The organism is Sphingobium aromaticiconvertens, assembly GCF_037154075.1.
Taxonomy (GTDB): Bacteria; Pseudomonadota; Alphaproteobacteria; order Sphingomonadales; family Sphingomonadaceae; genus Sphingobium; species Sphingobium aromaticiconvertens.
This window is the reverse complement of sequence record NZ_JBANRJ010000001.1, coordinates 3,004,651-3,022,084: the sequence shown is the minus strand read 5'-3', so window position 1 is coordinate 3,022,084 and position 17,434 is coordinate 3,004,651. Positions and strand designations below refer to the sequence as shown.

The 17,434-nt window shown below is 62.0% G+C and carries 17 protein-coding genes and 1 other annotated feature; of the genes, 5 read left to right on the top strand and 12 right to left on the bottom strand.

The genetic code is table 11. From position 1 onward, the window contains the following. Positions 1 to 80: 80 nt before the first annotated feature. The gene (gene uvrA, locus WFR25_RS14400) at positions 81 to 2,996 is read right to left on the bottom strand and encodes an excinuclease ABC subunit UvrA (RefSeq protein WP_336971792.1); all 2,916 of its coding nucleotides are present in this window, start codon (positions 2,994 to 2,996) and stop codon (positions 81 to 83) included. 457 nt (positions 2,997 to 3,453) lie between these two features. Between uvrA and WFR25_RS14395 the strand changes: the two genes are divergently transcribed. After that, positions 3,454 to 3,582, top strand: a complete 129-nt coding sequence (locus WFR25_RS14395) for a hypothetical protein (protein WP_336971791.1) — start codon at positions 3,454 to 3,456, stop codon at positions 3,580 to 3,582. Between the two features lie 170 nt (positions 3,583 to 3,752). Next, a complete protein-coding gene (locus tag WFR25_RS14390) occupies positions 3,753 to 4,082 on the top strand; it encodes a UrcA family protein (RefSeq protein ID WP_336971790.1) in 330 nt (109 codons plus the stop codon). A gap of 75 nt (positions 4,083 to 4,157) precedes the next feature. Here WFR25_RS14390 and WFR25_RS14385 read toward each other — a convergent pair whose 3' ends face one another. The 3 genes from WFR25_RS14385 to WFR25_RS14375 all read right to left on the bottom strand — a co-directional run bounded on the left by WFR25_RS14385 (position 4,158) and on the right by WFR25_RS14375 (position 8,049). Beyond that, entirely contained in the window at positions 4,158 to 5,654 is a 1,497-nt protein-coding gene (locus tag WFR25_RS14385) for a SulP family inorganic anion transporter (protein ID WP_336971789.1), read from the bottom strand. A gap of 61 nt (positions 5,655 to 5,715) precedes the next feature. Beyond that, positions 5,716 to 5,771 (bottom strand) — a sequence feature (sul1 is cis-regulatory element that is thought to sense ions involved in sulfur or methionine metabolism; They are found in Alphaproteobacteria). Positions 5,772 to 6,182: 411 nt separating this feature from the next. Next, positions 6,183 to 6,932, bottom strand: a complete 750-nt coding sequence (locus WFR25_RS14380) for a LytR/AlgR family response regulator transcription factor (RefSeq protein ID WP_336971788.1) — start codon at positions 6,930 to 6,932, stop codon at positions 6,183 to 6,185. Positions 6,933 to 6,936: 4 nt separating this feature from the next. Continuing rightward, complete coding sequence (locus WFR25_RS14375) at positions 6,937 to 8,049, bottom strand: sensor histidine kinase (RefSeq protein WP_336971786.1); 1,113 nt, start codon at positions 8,047 to 8,049, stop codon at positions 6,937 to 6,939. Positions 8,050 to 8,214: 165 nt separating this feature from the next. Between WFR25_RS14375 and WFR25_RS14370 the strand changes: the two genes are divergently transcribed. Continuing rightward, on the top strand, positions 8,215 to 8,424 hold the full coding sequence (locus WFR25_RS14370) for a hypothetical protein (RefSeq protein WP_336971785.1): 210 nt from the start codon (positions 8,215 to 8,217) through the stop codon (positions 8,422 to 8,424). Between the two features lie 28 nt (positions 8,425 to 8,452). Here the strand turns inward: WFR25_RS14370 and WFR25_RS14365 are convergent, their stop codons facing one another. Continuing rightward, positions 8,453 to 9,283, bottom strand: a complete 831-nt coding sequence (locus WFR25_RS14365; protein ID WP_336971783.1) for an IclR family transcriptional regulator — start codon at positions 9,281 to 9,283, stop codon at positions 8,453 to 8,455. 247 nt (positions 9,284 to 9,530) lie between these two features. On the opposite strand from WFR25_RS14365, the gene WFR25_RS14360 reads away from it, so the two are divergent. After that, positions 9,531 to 10,082: a hypothetical protein gene (locus WFR25_RS14360; RefSeq protein WP_336971781.1), complete on the top strand. Its 552-nt coding sequence runs from the start codon at positions 9,531 to 9,533 to the stop codon at positions 10,080 to 10,082. 123 nt (positions 10,083 to 10,205) lie between these two features. Next, positions 10,206 to 10,649 (top strand): hypothetical protein, encoded by a 444-nt coding sequence (locus tag WFR25_RS14355; RefSeq protein ID WP_336971779.1) that lies wholly within the window; start codon positions 10,206 to 10,208, stop codon positions 10,647 to 10,649. Between the two features lie 7 nt (positions 10,650 to 10,656). Here the strand turns inward: WFR25_RS14355 and trmB are convergent, their stop codons facing one another. From trmB to WFR25_RS14320, 7 genes are all read right to left on the bottom strand, one after another. Beyond that, complete coding sequence (gene trmB, locus WFR25_RS14350; protein WP_336971777.1) at positions 10,657 to 11,373, bottom strand: tRNA (guanine(46)-N(7))-methyltransferase TrmB; 717 nt, start codon at positions 11,371 to 11,373, stop codon at positions 10,657 to 10,659. A 347-nt stretch (positions 11,374 to 11,720) separates the two neighbouring features. Beyond that, the gene (gene metK, locus WFR25_RS14345) at positions 11,721 to 12,917 is read right to left on the bottom strand and encodes a methionine adenosyltransferase (protein WP_336971774.1); all 1,197 of its coding nucleotides are present in this window, start codon (positions 12,915 to 12,917) and stop codon (positions 11,721 to 11,723) included. A 58-nt stretch (positions 12,918 to 12,975) separates the two neighbouring features. Further along, complete coding sequence (gene lnt / locus WFR25_RS14340) at positions 12,976 to 14,523, bottom strand: apolipoprotein N-acyltransferase (RefSeq protein WP_336974907.1); 1,548 nt, start codon at positions 14,521 to 14,523, stop codon at positions 12,976 to 12,978. An 8-nt stretch (positions 14,524 to 14,531) separates the two neighbouring features. Then, complete coding sequence (locus WFR25_RS14335; RefSeq protein WP_336971772.1) at positions 14,532 to 15,167, bottom strand: YqaA family protein; 636 nt, start codon at positions 15,165 to 15,167, stop codon at positions 14,532 to 14,534. 11 nt (positions 15,168 to 15,178) lie between these two features. Further along, positions 15,179 to 15,700 (bottom strand): GNAT family N-acetyltransferase, encoded by a 522-nt coding sequence (locus WFR25_RS14330; protein WP_336971769.1) that lies wholly within the window; start codon positions 15,698 to 15,700, stop codon positions 15,179 to 15,181. A gap of 17 nt (positions 15,701 to 15,717) precedes the next feature. Further along, positions 15,718 to 16,071, bottom strand: a complete 354-nt coding sequence (locus WFR25_RS14325; protein WP_336971768.1) for a YbaN family protein — start codon at positions 16,069 to 16,071, stop codon at positions 15,718 to 15,720. Then, positions 16,071 to 17,375, bottom strand: coding sequence for a sensor histidine kinase (locus WFR25_RS14320; protein ID WP_336971765.1), 1,305 nt, complete (start codon positions 17,373 to 17,375; stop codon positions 16,071 to 16,073). The genes WFR25_RS14325 and WFR25_RS14320 overlap by 1 nt, the downstream gene beginning before the upstream one ends. Between the last annotated feature and the right edge of the window lie 59 nt (positions 17,376 to 17,434).

Below are 17,434 nucleotides of genomic sequence, written 5' to 3'. Positions count from 1 at the left end.
ATCTTGCTGTCTCGAAAATGCTCGGGTGGTGAAAGTGACGGCTCAAACGCGAACAGGAAGCGCGCCGCTATTTGTTGATATCACTCAGCCGCCACACTCTCCAGCCCCAGCAATGGTGCAAGATAGTGCCCGGTGAAAGACCGTGGCTCTTTCGCGACGCTCTCAGGCGTGCCTTCTGCAACGACTTCGCCACCCTTGACGCCACCTTCCGGCCCCATGTCGATGATCCAGTCTGCCGTCTTGATGACATCGAGATTATGTTCGATCACGACGACGCTGTTGCCCTGTTCGACCAAGGCGTGGAGGACTTCCAACAGTTTGCGGACATCCTCGAAATGAAGACCGGTGGTGGGTTCGTCGAGGATGTACAGCGTCTGGCCAGTGGCTCTGCGGGCTAGTTCCTTGGCGAGTTTGACGCGCTGGGCTTCGCCGCCGGACAGGGTGGTGGCCTGCTGGCCGACCTTGACATAGCCAAGGCCCACTTCGGCGAGCATGGCCATCTTGTCGCGGATCGGGGGAACGGCCTTGAAAAATTCGACCGCATCCTCAACCGTCATGTCGAGGACGTCGGCGATCGAGTGGCCCTTGAACTTCACCTCCAGCGTCTCGCGATTGTAGCGCGCGCCGTGGCACACGTCGCAGGTGACGTAGACGTCGGGGAGGAAGTGCATTTCAATCTTGATGAGGCCGTCGCCAGTGCAGGCTTCGCAGCGGCCGCCCTTGACGTTGAAGCTGAAGCGGCCGGGCTTGTAGCCGCGTGCCTGGCTTTCGGGGAGGCCGGCGAACCAATCGCGGATGTTGGTGAAGGCGCCGGTATAGGTGGCTGGGTTGGAGCGCGGGGTGCGTCCGATGGGTGACTGGTCGATGTCGATCACCTTGTCGCAATGTTCGAGGCCCGTTACCTTGTCATGCGCGCCCGCGATTATGCGCGCGCCGTTCAGCGCACGGGCGGACGCAGCATAGAGCGTGTCGATGGTGAAGCTGGACTTGCCCGACCCCGAGACGCCGGTAATGCAGGTGAAGGTGCCGAGCGGGATCGATGCGGTGACGCCAGTCAGGTTGTTGGCGCGGGCATTGTGGACGGTGAGCTTCTTGCCTGATCCCTTGCGGCGCTTTTTGGGCAATTCGATCCGCCGCGTGCCGTTCAGATAATCAGCGGTGAGCGATCCCTTGGCGGCAAGGATTTGAGACAGGGAGCCTTGCGCGACTATCTCACCGCCATGGACGCCCGCGCCCGGTCCCATGTCGACGATATAGTCGGCGTGGCGGATCGCATCCTCGTCATGCTCCACGACGATGACACTGTTGCCCAGGTCGCGCAGGCGCTTGAGGGTGACGAGCAGCCGGTCATTGTCGCGCTGGTGCAGGCCGATCGAGGGTTCGTCGAGGACGTAGAGCACGCCCGAAAGGCCGCTGCCGATCTGCGAGGCGAGGCGGATGCGCTGGGACTCGCCGCCTGATAGCGTACCGCTGGTGCGATCGAGGTTCAGATAATCGAGGCCAACATTGTTGAGGAAGCCCAGGCGCTCGACAATTTCCTTGAGGATGGCGCGCGCGATCTGGTTTTGCTGGTCATTGAGGTGATCCGGCATCGCGGTAAAGAAATTGAGCGCATCGACCACCGAGCGGCGGGTGGAGAGGGAAATGTCCTCGCCCGCGATCTTGACCGCCAGCGCCTCCGGCTTGAGGCGGGCGCCATGGCATGTTTCGCACGGCATGGCGGTCTGATATTTGGACAGTTCCTCACGCATCCATGCGGATTCCGTCTGGAGCAGGCGGCGGTTGAGGTTGCCGATGACGCCTTCAAAGGCTTTCTTGACCTCATAGCTCTTCTTGCCGTCCACAAAGCGCAGGGTGACGGGCTTGCCGCCGGTGCCGTGGAGGATGATGATCTTCGCTTCACCGGGCAACTCTGCCCAGGGGGTTTCGAGCGAGAAGCCGAACTCCTTCGCGAGACTTCCAAGCACCTGCATATAATAGGGGCTGGGCGGGTTGGACTTGGCCCAGGGGACGACAGCGCCTTTCTTCAGGGAGAGGGCTTCGTTGGGGACGACCAGTTCGGGGTCGAACTCCTGCCGCTCGCCCAGACCGTCGCAGGCCGGACAGGCGCCCATCGGGGCGTTGAAGGAGAAGAGGCGCGGTTCGATCTCGGGGATGGTGAAGCCGCTGACGGGGCAGGCGAATTTTTCGGAGAAGACGATGCGGTTGGCAGGGATGCCGCTATTCTTCATCTTGCCCGAGGACTGGGCTTCATTCTCACGACCGGGGACGAGGCCTTCGGCAAGGTCGATGAAGGCGAGGCCATCGGCAAGCTTCAGCGCCTGCTCGAAACTATCGGCGAGGCGGGTGGTCATGTCGGCGGTGACGGCCAGGCGATCGACCACCACCTCGATGTCGTGCTTGTATTTTTTGTCGAGGGCGGGCGCGTCCTCGATCAGATACATTTCGCCGTCTATACGGACGCGGGTGTAGCCCGCCTTCTGCCATTCGGCCAATTCCTTGCGATATTCACCCTTACGGCCGCGCACGACGGGGGCGAGCAGATAGAAGCGCGTCCCTTCATCCAGGGTGAGCACGCGGTCAACCATCTGACTGACGGTCATGGCGCTGATGGGAAGGCCCGTAGCGGGCGAATAGGGGATGCCGACGCGCGCCCAGAGCAGGCGCATATAGTCGTATATCTCGGTTACGGTGGCGACCGTGGAGCGCGGATTGCGGCTGGTGGTCTTCTGCTCGATGGAGATGGCGGGGGACAGGCCCTCGATATGCTCGACATCGGGCTTCTGCATCATCTCAAGAAACTGGCGCGCATAGGCGGAGAGGGACTCCACATAGCGGCGCTGCCCTTCCGCATAGATGGTGTCGAAGGCGAGGGACGACTTGCCCGAGCCGGACAGGCCCGTGATCACGATCAGGCTGTCGCGGGGGAGGTCGACATCGACGCCCTTGAGGTTGTGCTCGCGCGCGCCGCGCACGCTGATGTGTGTGAGACTCATGGGGTCAACTTGTTCCATATTTGTTCTTTGGGGGCAAGGGGCGCTGGGCAGATATGGTCGTGCGGGCGAGCCGTCGCAAGATAAAGTCTCCGAAAGGTGTAAGGCGGATGAGTGATTGCTAGCGAAAGGAATTTGCCGCAGGATAATTGCTGCTTTCATCGCGAAAACCATATGTTCATGTCGTTGGTCGGATGACATGAGCGGTTTGTCGGGCGCCGATGCCACCTGGCGGCATGCGTCTGTCGGTGGTCGAACCGGGGCGGACTCCATGGTGCGATGCGCTATGGTCTGGATATGTCCATGGTCGATCACCAAATGATCGGTCAGGACGGGAAAACGGCCTTGCTGCCGTCTTCCGGTTACGAGCTTGAAGAGATCCTGAAGTGCCCGACAGCGCCCAGGATGCGCCCCCGGTCATCCCTTGCACCGGGGGCGTTTTGCGTCTGGCGCAGATCGCATGATTCGCTATTTCCCTTACGGCAAGCTGTATGGTTTCGGTTCCATGTCGTTCATCCTGTCGTTCGTCGCGACGTTCGTCTTCTGGCATGGGCGCTTTGTCGACGGAGGCGTCGTTGGCCGAGCTTGAAGGCCGTCAGTCGAACCGCACGAGTGAGTGCCGGAGGCCGGGACTAAAAGGAAGGGGCAGGACGGGTTGGACCCACATTCAAAGACCAGCAGCGTCCGCACCGGAAGGCCCAACGCCCCCTAAAAAGAGGCCAGCCGGTCCAAAGGACACGCATTGAGGAGACTGAAACCATGTTCGCCACCAAGACCCTGATCGCCCTGACCGCCCTTGCTTCGCTGGCCGCCGCTGGCAGCGCCAACGCCGGTGAGTTCGAGTCCAATGGCCGCACGGCTGCCGTGCGCTATCATGACATCAACCTGTCCGACGCGGCTGGCCAGAAGGAATTGCAGCGCCGCATTCGCTCTGCTTCCAACCGGGTATGTGTCAGCGCCGATACCCGCACGATGGCGGCTTGCCGCAAGTTGGCGCTGGACCATGTCAAGGCGCCCGTTGCAAGCGCCATCGCCCGCGCTGCGACCGGCGAGCGCTATGCTGACGCGCAGACCCGTGTGGGGAAATAAGCCTGACCCGTCCTATCGTTTTACAAAGGAAAAGCCCCGGTGGATCTCGCCGGGGCTTTTCCTTTATGGCTCGCGTCAGTGCGGCACGGCCCCTGTCTCCACACCTGTTTTGTCGTGCAGGGCGAAGCGGTCGATGATGTCTGCACTGGCGCGGTTATAGCCGATCACCTCGACAGTGCGGCCCTCCCGGCGCAGGCGGGCGATGATCTTGTCGAGGGCGCTGACGGCGGAAATGTCCCAAAAATGCGCGGCGGTGACGTCGATCAGTATGTGGGTGGCGCTATCCTCTGTCTGGAACGCGCGGGTGAAGCGATCGACGGATGCGAAGAAGATCTGGCCGGTTACGCGGTAGGTGGCATGCACGCCGTCTGGCGATTTTTGCCGTTCGACCGTGAACATGCGCTGCACTTTGCCTGCGAAAAAGAGGCCCGATAGGAGTACCCCGGCCAACACGCCCAGCGACAGATCGCGGGTGGCGACCACGACAATGACAGTCGTCAGCATCACGACGGAGGATGTCGGCGGATGACTGCGCAGATTGGCTATCGAGGCCCAACTGAATGTGCCGATCGACACCATGACCATGACGGCAACCAGTGCGGGCATCGGAATTTGCCCGACCAGCGGCCCCAGCAGGGTAAGCAGGACCAGCAGGAAGGCGCCCGCAATGAAGGTCGAAAGCCTGCCTCTTCCACCCGAGGTTACGTTGATGACCGACTGGCCGATCATCGCGCATCCGCCCATGCCGCCGAACAGGGCGGCGATGATGTTGGCGCTGCCCTGACCGGCGCATTCGCGACGCTTGTCGCTGTCGGTATCGGTCATGTCGTCGACGATCTGGGCCGTTAGCAAGGATTCCAGCAGGCCGACCGCCGCCATGGTGAGCGAATAGGGCAGGATGATGCGGAGCGTATCGAATGTCAGCGGCACGTCCGGCAAGGCGAAGCTGGGCAGCCCGTCGGGCAGATTGCCCATGTCGCCCACGGTGTTGACCGGCAGGCCCAGCCAGATGGAGAGGGCGCTGAGCGACAGGATAGCGACCAGCGGCGAGGGGACGGCTTTCGTCAGGCGCGGGAAGAGGTAGATGATGGCAAGGCCACCCGCGACCATCGCATAGCTTTGCCAGCCGACATGGATGAGTTGCGGCAGTTGCGCCATGAAGATGAGGATGGCGAGCGCATTGACGAAGCCGGTGATGACCGACCTGGAGACGAACTGCATCAGCAGGTTCAGGCGCAGCAGTCCGGCGATGATCTGGATGATGCCCATCAGGATCGTCGCGGCGAACAGATAGTTGACGCCATGGTCGCGAACCAGCGGGCCGACCAGAACTGCAACCGCTGCGGTGGCGGCCGAGATCATGCCGGGGCGGCCGCCGGTAAAGGCGACGACCATCGCGATCGCGACGGAGGCGTAAAGGCCGACGCGCGGATCGACGCCGGCAATGATGGAAAAGCCGATGGCCTCGGGAATGAGAGCCAGCGCGACGACGATGCCGGCCATGATATCGTATCGGGCGGCGGTGGCATCGGCGAACCATTGGCGGCGCCAGGCGGAAAGGGTGGTTGTCATTGTAAGGAATCCACAACAAGGCACATGGGCGCGATACTTTGGCGCGGTTGAAGTCATGTGGGATTGTCCGGCGGATCGGCGGCCGGAATAGCCACCCGGAATTGCACCGGGTCCATGCGAATGCAGGGGCTTTAGGCCGGGAACGGGGATGAGGCAAGGTTGCTGTGAGGCACTTGCTGTCGGGCGCGGCCGCCATCATAGCGGATCGCGGACATTTGAAATGGAGGGCATGCGTGCGGACCAAGCTGAGCATTTGCTTGAAGAAGGCACGTTTCCGGTCTGAAGATGAGGCAGTTCTGGCCGCTCAGACTGCCACTATTGCGCTTAGACATTATCGTTGCGACCGCTGTCAGTATTTTCATCTGACCAGCCGAACCAAGGGCAAGCGCGTGTCGCGACCGGTAGACTAGAGCGTTTTGCGATCCGACTGCATCGGATCGACCGTTCTATACTTTTGATTTAACGTATTTTTTGAGTCGCGATGTGATTTCACCTGACTGAAAAATGCTCCAGGGCTGGCCCCTCGCTTTATCGTCCCGTCATCGCCTTTGCATTGGCGAGGAAGGTGCGACCAATGCGGATTTCGCTATTGTTCGCGAGGCAGGCGAACCAGACACCGCTGCCATCGTGGCGCAGGCGGGCGATATGATCGCGGCGGACGATGTGGGAGCGATGGAGGCGGACGAAGTTACCGGGGTCTAGGCGCGTTTCCAGCGAACTGATCGTCTGATGCAGCAGATAGCTGTGGCCCCCCACATGAAGGCGCATATAGTCGCGTTCCGCCTCTATCCGGTCGATCTGGTCGGTGCCGACACGGATCAGTTCGGAGCGGTGGGGCACCCAAAATTCTTCCGCCCACTGCGCTTCGGGTTCGGCGGGCAGGTCGGTTATATCCGCGCTGCGGTTGCCAAGCGCGGTTTCGACGCGGTCGACGGCGCGGGTGAGGCGGTCATGGGCGACTGGTTTTAGCAGATAGTCGATGGCGGCAAGGTCGAACGCCTCCACCGCGAACCCCTCAAACGCCGTTACGAAGATGATTGCGGGGCGCAGGCCCATGCGCCCGACGGCGCGAGCCACGCCGATGCCGTCGAGCAGAGGCATGGCGATGTCGAGCATGACAAGGTCGGGTCGCAGCCCTTCAACCAGGCGCAGCGCCGCTTCGCCATCTGTGGCGGTGCCAACCAGGACGATGCGCGGTTCACGGGCGCAGAGCATCTGGAGCCGCTCGACTGCAAGCGGCTCATCATCGACGATCATGGTGCGGATCGGTGTGGTCATTCTGTCAGCAGCCCTGGCGGACGATGGGTAGGGTCAGGTGGACGGCGAATCCACCCTCTTCACGTGGACCATAAGCGATGAGGCCGTCTTCGCCATAGCGCGCCATCAACCGGTCGCGGACATTGGCAAGGCCGATCCCATTGCCGCCATCATGCGCGCCGGGGGGCATGTCGCCATCGTCGGAGACGCAGATATGCAGCATGTCGTCCTGCTCGCGGGCGGCAATGGTGATGACGACGGGTTTGGACGTGCGCGAGACGCCATATTTGATGGCATTTTCGACCAAGGGCTGAAGGATCAGGCCGGGCACGCAGCAGTTCATCAACGCGTGGGGAATGTCGATGGTGGTGGAGAGGCGATCGGGAAAGCGTACCCCCTCAATATCCAGATAGAGTTTCTGGAGATGTACTTCTTCCGACAGGGGCACTTCCTCCAGCGGGTCGCCAGTCAGGCTGGTGCGGTAGAAGTTGGAGAGCGACATGATCATCTGTTCTGCCTCATCCCTATGATCCTTCATTACCAGGCTGGAGAGGGAGTTGAGGGTGTTGAACAGGAAGTGCGGATTCACCTGATAGCGGAGCGAGCGCAGCTCGGCCTGTTGAGCCGCCCGTTCCAGGCGCGCGGCGCGGCGTTCGACCCGATGCGCCTCGCTGGCGTAGGAAAGCGCAAGATAGAGGCTTGCCCAGGCGGACAGGAAGAAATAACGGCTGATCGCATCTTCGGTGATCTGCTTGATCGCGAAACCGGCTTCCTTCGTGTATTTTTCATATTCCGCGTCCGGAAAGATCCCGACGGGATCATAGACGTTGAAAATGTAGAAATTGGCCACGGCCGTCGCGATGGCGAAGACCGCGGCAAGCGAGAAGGCGACGACGATGCGGGTCGGCAGTTTCTTGCGGTCGAAATAGCGCAGTGCGAGGTAGAAGACCCAGGTGACGACGATACCGATCACCGTCACGACGGCACGGCGAGCGGCCATCTCTCCCTGTGCGCCGAAGCCCAGTACGAGGGCACGCATGCTGACAAGCATGGCGTAGAAGAACCAGAAGCCAAGAATGGAATAGAGCGCAAGCGCGGGTGACACGCCGCGGTCACCCTCTTCGGGAAATATCGTCATTATGGCACTTTACGGCAGTGGGCGGCGTCTGTCGCCCCCGCGGACGCGCGCTGGTCGAAGCGCGCCGCCTGTTGGTCGATCCTTCGGGCGTCCAGATCATCTGTCGGAACCGGCAAGTGTGTCGAGCGCTTAAACATGATGGTAACTATGGTCAGGAGATGATTGATGGCAAACGACGCGCCCGATAGCCGAACCGCCGACCGTGAAGACGCGATCAAGGGTAAACGGCCAAGCGATGATCAGGATCATGTCTGTTCCGACGACGAAAAGCTGGACGAGAGTCTGGAGGATTCGATGGACGCGTCCGACCCGCCCAGTCCGACCCATCCAGACGATCATGGCGATCCGGCGCCCTCGTCCGGTTTCAAGGAATGACGGTTTCAGGGAGCGAAACCCGCCAATATCAGCGCGGCTGGTAGCCCAGCGCAGCGCTGACGTTAGTGGCGGTCTCGCGCACTTGTTCCGCAAGGCCATCGATGATGTCGTCGGTCAGATAATGGGCGGCACTGGCGATGCTGATCGCGACAACGACCTGCCCCTTTGCATCGCGCACGGGCACGGCGATCGAACGAACGCCGTCACCCAGGTCGCTTTCGTGCAGGACCATGCCGCGCTGCTGATGGGCATGCATGGCCGTGATCCAGGTGGCGACCTGCTTGGCGGGCAGCTTGCCATCCTTGGACTCACGGTACAGACGTTCGAGCGACGCGTCATCGTCGTCGAGCAAGAGTGCTTTTCCCAGGCCCGTTTCGGCGATCGGGCGCCGGTCGCCCGGCGCGGTTGAAACACGCAAGCGTTGCCGGCCTGTCACGCGCTCCAGATGGCGTGACCAGTCGCCTTCACGCTTGCCGACGAAGACGCAGAAGCCCGTGCGCTCCGAGAGCAGTTCCATATAGGGGCGAGCGAGGCGGACATAGTCGGCCTGTTCGGTCGCGAGGGCGCCGAGCTGGAGTAGTTTCGGGCCGAGCGCAAAGCCGTCCTGCGTGGCCGAGAGATAGTCACGCGAACGCAGCGCATGGGCCAGCCGATGCGTGGTCGTGCGGCTCATGCCCAGCGTGCGGGCAAGGTCGGCGGCGCGCACGGGGCCACCAATTACCTGATCCAGTATATCCAGCGCGCGCATCAGCGTCTGTGCGCCTTTTGCTCCGGCCTCCGCGGCCTTGGCTGTCGTGTCTTCCTGCATCATCTTCCCCTGTGCGGTCATGCCGCCATCATCCACGTTATGGGCGGTCAAAGAACCTGTCCACATATTGCACTACCTGTTCCACTTCGTTGCTGGTAATTGCAACCCTTTTATGAGGGCAGGGGAAGTCCACATCTGCTGTATCCGTCATCATTTTGTCGCATCCGATGATTTATATGTTGCGCCGCAAAACGAAATCTGATCCCTTGTTGAATGTCAGCCGAACAAGCGCTTAAGCATTCGGTAAGCATGATGGGCGCATGTTTTGCTGATCGACTTCAAGTCGGAGGGCAAAAACATGGTTACGAGTGCCAAACCAGCAGATGGGGCCATCACCCTGGCTGAGTTACGAGAGTTCGCCAGTTTCCCTGCTGCGACGCAGCGCTATATTCGCCGCTCGCTGGACATCGGGCTGCATCGCCGCGACGCGATGAAGCTATGGTCCCGAGATATGGTGGAGGAGGCCAGTATCCGGGCGCAGGCGCGGATATACAACCGGCTGGACGACATCAAATGTCGCGTACCCGACGATAGTGGGCTGGAACAGGTGGAGCCATTCATGGCGCCGCTGGTGACGGTCTCCGCCTTCGACCTGGGCCAGGACAGGCTTGGCACTTTTTCCGCCTATCGCTTCCTGTATGAGCGCCTGATCGGAGCGGGTGCCCGACCCTGGTTGCCGGGCGCCTTCTGCGCGGCGGCGAGCCTGCCGCATCTGCATCCCGACAAGCGGCGCCTGTTGCTTCAGTCGATCAGCGAGGCGGCGGCGACGGCGGCGGGTTGGTCAAACCGGGAGCCGAGCTTCTACCCCGAATGGGTGGAGAAGGTGGATACGAGCAAGGCGGCGAATTGATCAATTGATCTTCGCTGAATAGTAAGTCCGGGGGCGTGCTGATTGCATGAACGGCGCGGCGGGCGATTGGCTCGCTGCGCCGTCCTGTTTTGGGCTATGGGGCGTGTATGAAGGGGGAGGCGAATGGTCTGGCTATGGGCGGCAATGGCAAGCCTGGCGTTGCCGGTGGCCGCGAGCGCACTGCCCAACCATTCGATGCTGTCGCATGACCTTGCTGTCGGCGAACCGACGCGCAAGGCGCTTCTGGATGTGCTGCGTCCCGTGATCGCGCGCGATCTGGGGCAGCCAGTACGGTTCGTGGTGACAGTACTGCGGACGCAGGATGGATGGGCCTTCGCGCATGTCGTGCCCCAGACCGCGACCGGTGGTGCGATCGATTTCAGCAAGACGCGCCACGCCGAACGTCTGCAAGCGGGGATACTGGATGGGCCTGACATCTATGCGCTGATGGAAAATCGCGGCGGACGGTGGATAGTGCGTGACTTTGTTGTCGGACCCACCGATGTGACATATGCCGGTTGGCCCGATGATTATGGTGCGCCCGCTGCGCTTTTCGGATTGCCTTAGTTCTGAGTCAGGATGCCGGTGTTTCAGTCCCACGCCGCCGATAGCGGAAGTACCAGACTTCATGGCCTATGCGCCGGGCCTTCGCTTCGTACCGGGTTTCGGGCCAGCCGCCGGGGCGCTTCAGGAAATCTTGCGGATCGCTGGCCAGCCAGTCAAAATCGGGATGGCCGTTCATGACCATCAGCGCCCAACGCAGATAGACGGGATGATCGGTGCCGAAGCGGAACTCGCCGCCGGGTTTGAGTTTCTTCGCGATCATAGCGACCGGGCCGGGGTTCATCATCCGCCGCTTGGCATGGCGTGCCTTGGGCCAGGGATCGGGATGGAGGAGATAAACAAAGCTCAAGGAGCCGTCGGGGATGCGGGCAAGAATTTCGAGCGCATCGCCCATATGAATGCGGACATTGCCTAGCGCCTTGTCGCGCACATGGGCCAGTGCGGTGACGACGCCGTTCAGGAAAGGCTCGCAGCCGATGAAGCCATGGTCGGGGAGCATGTCGGCGCGATAGGCCATATGTTCGCCACCGCCGAAGCCGATCTCGAAATGGAGCGGTCGGTCGTATCCGAATGTGTCGGCGGCGGTGATCGGCCCTTCTTCGGGTAGGGCAAGGGCGGGGAGCAGCGTGTCGACCAGTTCCTGCTGCCCGGCGCGCAGCTTATGCCCCGATTGGCGGCCATAGAGGCGGTTGAGGGTCGTGGGGTCGCCGGATTTATGCGCAGTCATGACCGGGCCGATAGCGTCCCGGTCATGCCCTGCCAAGTGTGTCAGATCATTTGCACTTGATGAATTTGCCCTTGGCATCCATGCAGGGTGGCGCTGCCTGGGCAGACATCGTGCCGCCCGCAATAAGAATGAGACCAAGAAGGACTGTGGTGATCATCCGGGGCATGGGCATCTTCCTTACAAAGATTGCCGGGTCCGACAGGGGAGCGGACCCGACGGATCACGCTTAGGACGGCATGCGGCCCCATCCAAATGAACTATTGTTCATGTTTGCAGGGCGCAACGAAAGAAGGGGCGGATCATCGAGATCCGCCCCTTCTTTCGTTGCGCCCTGCTTCAGCTCTGCGTCAGAACGCAGCCTTGAGCTTTTCCACCAGATCGGTCTTTTCCCAGGGGAAGTAGTCGCCGTCGGGCTTGCGGCCGAAATGGCCATAGGCGGCGGTGGACTGATAGATCGGCTTGTTGAGGCCGAGATGGGTGCGGATGCCCTTGGGCGTCAGGCGGACGAGGGTCGGCAGAACCGCCTCGATCGCATCCTCCGACACCGTGCCAGTGCCGTGAGTGTCCACATAGAGCGAAAGCGGCTCTGCCACGCCGATGGCATAGCTTAGTTGGATCGTGCAGCGGCGGGCGAGGCCGGCGGCAACGATGTTTTTTGCGAGATAGCGGGTGATATAGGCGGCCGAGCGATCGACCTTGGTCGGATCCTTGCCGCTGAACGCGCCGCCGCCATGGGGCGAGGCGCCGCCATAAGTGTCGACGATGATCTTGCGGCCGGTGAGGCCCGCGTCGCCGTCAGGGCCGCCGATTTCGAACAAGCCGGTCGGGTTGACGTAGATCTGCTCTTCTTCCGGCAGCCAGCCTTCTGGCAGGACGTCGGTCATCACGCCCTTGACATAAGCGCGCAGCTTGGCGCGGCTTTCATCATCGTTCATGCCTGCGGCATGCTGGGTCGAGACGACCAGCGCGGTGGCGCGAACCGGCTTTTCGTTAACATATTCAAGCGTCACCTGGCTCTTGGCGTCAGGCTCCAGGAAGTCGACGACCTTCGCATGGCGGTCAGCAGCCATGCGCTCCAGGATCTTGTGGCTGTAATAGAGAGTGGCGGGCATGAGGTCGGGGGTTTCATCGCTGGCATAGCCGAACATGATGCCCTGATCGCCTGCGCCCTCGTCCTTGTTGCCGCTTTCATCGACGCCTTGTGCGATATGGGCGGACTGGCCATGCAGGTTGTTTTCGAAGCGGAAGCTCTCCCAGTGGAAGCCATCCTGTTCGTAACCGATGCGCTTCACCGTCGCGCGGACGGTCGCCTCGATCTCTTCCTTAGCACCGGGTGCCCACGCACCATTTTCATAGACGCCCTTGCAGCGGATTTCACCCGCAAGGACGACCAACTGCGTGGTCGTCAGTGTCTCGCACGCGATGCGTGCTTCCGGGTCCTTGGACAGGAACAGGTCGACGATGGCGTCCGAAATCTGGTCGGCAACCTTGTCGGGATGGCCTTCGGAAACGGATTCGGATGTGAAGAGGAAATGGTTGCGCATGGGACTCCAGATAGCTGCTGGCTGGCGAAAGCGATATAAAGAAAATGTTATATGCGCTTTAGCGTGGGTAACGACGCAGTGCAACCGCAACGGCTAGAAGGAGCAGAGTCAGCACGAAGGGCGACCAATTGCCAACGCGTGCGAACAGGGTAGGCGGGGCGGCGGCAGGCAGGCCCGTGTCCAGGAAACCCGCGCGTTTGGCGCCCAGCGCGTTGAGAATATGGCCGCGCGCGTCGATCACCGCCGAGATGCCGGTAGGGGTAGAGCGGATCGTGGGCATCGCTTCCTCGATTGCACGGAGGCGGGCCTGCGCGAGATGCTGGACCGGTCCCCAACTGCCGAACCAGGCGTCGTTCGAGGGATTAAAGAGGAAATCGGGGCGGTTGGCGGCGTCGACCACCTGTCCCGAAAAGATGATTTCGTAACAGATTTGCACGCCCATTTTGAGCGGGGAGCGACCGGGGGCAGCGGTAAGCGGCAGGCTTTGCGGGCCGGGGCCGGGCCAGAAATCCGCGTCTCCGGGGACGAGGCGCGATAGGCCGAGGGGGGTCAGCAACTGGCGCATGGGCAGATATTCGCCATAGGGCACCAGATGCGCCTTGCTATAACGGGCGAGGATCGTGGCGCTGGGCGTCACCACCCACAGGCTGTTGTTCGCGCCCGTAAGTACGCGATCGGTATAAAGACCCTTGTCCTGCTCCTTGAAATAGACCTTGTCTCCGCCAGTCATCAGCAGATCGCCCGGACCCAGTAGCCCTGCGAGGCGGTCACGCCATTCGGGTTCCATGTCGAGCCAGGCGGGGATCGCGGCTTCTGGCCAGAAGACCAGGCGTGGGGCGGGGCGTGGGGTGCCGGTAAGAACCGTCAGCTTGCGGAAATTCGCCTGTTCCAGTGCAGCGCTATATTTGTCGCCCTGGTCGATATTGGGCTGGACCACCCGGATGCGGGGCGCGCCGGCGGGGCCGGGTGTCGGTGGCGTGAGCAGGCCCCAGAGGGCGATGGCGGCCAGTGGTGTCAGGATGGCGGCGGCTGGACGGAACTGGCGGTACTGGAGCAGCGTGAGCGCGCCCGCGCCGAGTATTGCGAGTGCGCCAAGGCCATAAGTGCCGATGATAGTCGCTGCGATGGCGACACCGCTGGGCAGCCAGATAACGCCGAGCGGGTTCCAGGCGAAACCGGTGAAAAGGGTCGCGCGCAGATATTCAGTGACGAGCCAGAGTGCCGCCAGGAGCAGAATGAAGGTTGGCGTGCCCCGAAAATAGGCGCGACGGAGCCACCACGCGCCCAGCGTCGCCAGCGCCGGGTAGACGGCGAGGTAGAGGGAGAGAAGCACCACTGCGGCATAGCCGAACCAATGTGGCATCGCGTCCTGAAAGGTAAAGGCGTGGGCGATCCAGTTGAGGCTCAGCGTGAAATGGCCGACGCCAAAGAGCCAGCCGCGAAAGAAGGCTGCGCGACGGTCGGGTGCGCGCTCGACCAGAAGGATGAGAGCGGCGAGGCACAGTAGCGTGAGCGGCCACAAATTGAGTGGCGCGAAGCCTGTGGCTGAGAGAAGACCCGCAAGCAACGCTACCAGTTTGGGATGACGGAAGAGCAGTGTGTCAATCACGCCGGTTAGCGCAGCGTTGCCATAGTCGCGTTGCTGCACCTGTCGTTCTTTTCTCCGCCGCCCGTCAGCATGGAGGCTGCGATGAAGCCGCCCGCTATAAGAACAAGGAAAAGACCGGACAGAAGGGCCAGATATTTCTCGATAAAGGCCTTTATCGGACGGCCGAATTTCCAGAACAGGAAGCCCACCAGCATGAACTGGAAAGCGCGGCTGACGATGCTGGCCCACAGGAAGGTGAAGAGCGCCAGTCCGACAAAGCCCGCCGTGATGGTGATGAGCTTGAAGGGGATGGGTGTTGCGCCCTTGATAAGAATGATCTCTGCCCCGTAATCGCGCAGATAGCAGGCCGCGACCGGAAATTTGGCCGCGAGGCCGAGCGTGGTCAGAATCTGCTGGCCGACGGCTTCATAGAGGAAATGGCCGATTGCGTAGCCAAACAGACCGCCCAGAACCGAGGCGACCGTACAGATGAAGCCGAAGCGAATCGCGCGTTCCGGGCGAGCGAGGCACATGAGGCCCAACAGCGGATGCGGCGGGATCGGAAAGAAACTCGACTCCATGAAAGAAACGGCGAAAAGCCAGCGCTCGGCATGGGCGTGGGCCGCCTTTGCGAGGGTCCATTGATAGAGGCGCGTGAGCATCGAAAACGCGACTAGCCCAAGCGCGCGTTCGCTGCCAGCGCTTTCGCCAGCACCGCCATGGAAAGTGGCGGGTCGAACGGGATGGGGAAGGGACGGGCTTCCCCGGTCAACGTATAGCCCCGGCGCTCATAGTAGGAGATCAGTTCGGTGCGGCGGTCGATTACGGTCATTTCCATGGTGGTCGTCGCGAAATCGTCGCGCGCCAGTGCTTCGGCGGCGTCGATCAACTGGCGACCAAGGCCACCGGCCTGACGTAGCGGGGCGATGCATAACAGGCCGAGATAGGCGGTGCCCCCACCGCAATCAGTGATCTGGACGCAGCCGATCGGCTTGTCATCCTCCAGCGCGATCAACAGGCGATCGTCAGGGCTATTCAATATGGCAGCAAGCCTTGCCGGGTCGGTGCGCGGTGGACCATGCAATATGTCGGATTCGAATGTCCAGCCTGTGCGAGCCGAATCGCCGCGATAGGCGCCCTCGATCACCGGATGGAGGGCTGGGATGTCGGTGGCGGTGGCTAGGCGGATGTGCATGGGTTCCGCCTTTAGCGTCACGCCTCTGGCCTGGTCCATATCCATGTGCCGCCGATCAGCGCGGCGGCCACGGGGATCAGGAACCAGGGGAATGGCGAGAAAAGGAGCGCCAGCACAGCGCTGAATGCGAAAGCGGCGAGTGCGGCCTTTTTGCCCCGGCGGCTGATCGCGCCACGCTCGCGCCAGCGGCGGATGTGCGGGCCGAAATGCTTGTGGTCAAGCAGTCGTGCTTCAAGGGCGGGGCTGCTGCGCGCGAAGCAGAAGGCGGCGAGAATCATGAAGGGCACGGTTGGGAGCAGCGGCAGAAACGCGCCGATCGCGCCAAGGCCGAGCGAAGCGAAGCCGGCCCAGAGGTAGAGGATTCGCCGCATCAGGCAGCCGGCAAGCGCAGATGCACGAGCAGACCGCCCAGATCCTCGCTTTCGTCCAGCGCGACTGTGCCGCCATAGATTTCCGCGACATCGCGAACAATGGCGAGGCCAAGGCCCGTGCCCGGTTTGCCCGAATCAAGGCGGACGCCGCGATCGAAGATGCGGATGCGGTCCGCCTCCGCTATGCCCTTGCCGTCATCCTCGACCAGTATCTCAACCATCGGTCCCGCCATCTGGACCGTCGCAAAGACGCTGCCGCCGCCATATTTGGCTGCGTTCTCGATCAGGTTGCCGAGCAATTCGTCTAGATCCTGACGCTCCACACGCACGACGGCCGTCTTGTCGCCATCCATGTCGACCCGCACGTCGGGGTATAGCCGGCGCACGGCGCGTTCGACCGCCTCAAGGCTGGGCCATACGTCGGCGCGGCTTTGCGCCGCGCCGCGCCGCCCGACGGCGCGGGCGCGGGCGAGATGGTGGTCGACCTGCCGCCTCATCGTCGTCGCCTCGCGGATCACTGTGTCGCCTAGGTCCGCCGATTGGGCGGTGGCGGCGTTCATGATGACGGTCAATGGCGTCTTGAGCGCATGGGCGAGATTGCCAGCATGGGTGCGCGCTTCCTCCGCCTGCCGCTCATTATGGGCGAGCAGGGCGTTCAGTTCCTCGACCATCGGGAGAACCTCGACGGGCATGGGTTGGGTGACGCGGCTTTTTTCGCCACCGCGCATCATGATGATTTCCTTGCGGACTTTTCGCAGCGGAAGGAGGCCATAGATGGTCTGAAGCGCGGCAAGGACGATCAGGCCCAACGCGAGCAGCGCGAAACTTTTGAACAGGGTAGAGCGCAGCGTCTTGATCTGGCCGTCCAGCCCTTGGCGCGCGGCGGCGACCATGAACATCCAGCGCGTTTTCGATCCCGGCAGGATGACCGTGCGTTCCATGATCCGCAGGTCTTCGCCCGGAAACTGTTTGCTGTTGTAAACGTGGAAGTTGCGATCCGCATGGCCGGGCGGGACGGCAAGCGCGCGATCCCAGAGCGAGCGCGAGCGCCAATCCTCATGCCTGGGGGCGCTGATCTGGTAATACAGGCCGCTATTGGGTTCCAGGAACCGTTGGTCGGCGAGCGGGCGGTTGAACAGCACCTCCCCATCCGGGCCGATTTCGGCCGAGGCAATCATCGCCGTCAGCACATAATTCATGCCGTCGTCGAAATTGTTGGTGATGGCGTCGGTCAACACCCGGTCGAGCGCAACGCCGCCGCCTAGCAGCAGCAAGCTGATCCACAGCGCCGCAATACCGATCATCCGGCGGCTCAGGGAGCCGGTAGAGCGGACCGGGGGAGGGGGCGTTGGCGCTTCCATAG